The organism is Stenotrophomonas sp. YIM B06876, assembly GCF_030711595.1.
Lineage (GTDB): Bacteria > Pseudomonadota > Gammaproteobacteria > Xanthomonadales > Xanthomonadaceae > Stenotrophomonas.
Genome location: NZ_JAUJUJ010000378.1, coordinates 1 through 785 on the forward strand (window position 1 = coordinate 1; position 785 = coordinate 785).

Sequence of the window (785 nt, forward strand, 5' to 3'; positions counted from 1 at the left end):
GCCGGTAGGGCTGGCCGGCGTGCGCCGCCAGCAGCGCCGCGAGCACGGCCACCGATTGCGTCGCCACCACGGCCAGCAGCCAGCCACCGCTGATGCCCTTGTCCAGCGTGGGCTTGTGCGCCTTGACGGTAAAGGCCATGAAGATGGCGTAGGTCAGGCCACTCCACAGCAGCAGCGCCAGGCCCCACAGCAGCAGCCCGGCGCGGTAGTCGGCCCGCAGCAGCACATGTTGCGCGCCCAGCACGGCGGTGCCGGCCACGGTGGTGAAGAACCCCGGGCCGCGCAAATGGTCCATCAGATCACCCAGCAGCAGTCGCGGAAAACGCAGCAGGCGCGCCAGGGTCAGCGCCCACAAAATCACATACAGGGCGTTGTTCAGATAGAACAGCGCCTGGGCGATGCGGCTCCAGCCTTGCAGGTGCGCCGCGATGGAGACGATGCCGGTGGCCATCACCAGCCCGAAATACGCCGGCGCCAGGCCGGACAGGTCGCTCCACAGGCGCTGNCAGGGTCAGCGCCCACAAAATCACATACAGGGCGTTGTTCAGATAGAACAGCGCCTGGGCGATGCGGCTCCAGCCTTGCAGGTGCGCCGCGATGGAGACGATGCCGGTGGCCATCACCAGCCCGAAATACGCCGGCGCCAGGCCGGACAGGTCGCTCCACAGGCGCTGGCGCAGCGGCACCGTGGCACGGGCCTGCGGCGCGGGTGCAGGGCTCATGGGCGTATGGCGTCAAGACGCAAGAGACGATGGGCGCTGCGGCGCATCGGGAAACAGCACTGC

At 68.5% G+C, this 785-nt stretch carries 1 pseudogene; it reads right to left on the reverse strand.

Annotated features, from left to right (window positions below):
• A pseudogene (locus QZH66_RS17425) lies at positions 1–451 on the reverse strand (C4-dicarboxylate ABC transporter); the annotation flags it as partial.
• Positions 452–785: the final 334 nt, after the last annotated feature.